This is a genomic window from Roseomonas acroporae (assembly GCF_023223525.1).
GTDB classification, from domain to species: Bacteria; Pseudomonadota; Alphaproteobacteria; order Acetobacterales; family Acetobacteraceae; genus Roseomonas_E; species Roseomonas_E acroporae.
Genome location: NZ_JALPRX010000266.1, coordinates 1 through 251, shown reverse-complemented (window position 1 = coordinate 251; position 251 = coordinate 1). Strand labels below are relative to the sequence as shown.

The following is a 251-nucleotide window of genomic DNA, read 5'->3' as shown; positions in this document are numbered from 1 at the left end:
CAAGGACCGGCGCGACCCGAAGGACTGGAAGGGCATGACCTTCGGCATCCCCTTCGACTTCTCCATGCACAACTACCTGCTGCGCTACTACCTGGCCGAGCACGGGCTCGACCCGGACCGCGACGTGCAGTTGCGCGTGGTGGCGCCGCCCGAGATGGTGGCCAACCTGCGCTCGGGCAACTTCGACGGCTTCCTCGGCCCCGACCCGGTGAACCAGCGCGCCGTCTACGACGGCGTCGGCTTCATCCACC

At 68.1% G+C, this 251-nt stretch carries 1 protein-coding gene; it reads left to right on the top strand.

All coding sequences use genetic code 11. The features are described 5' to 3' along the window. Positions 1-34: 34 nt before the first annotated feature. On the top strand, positions 35-251 hold a 217-nt coding region (locus M0638_RS28440; RefSeq protein ID WP_456316061.1), incomplete at its 3' end, for an ABC transporter substrate-binding protein.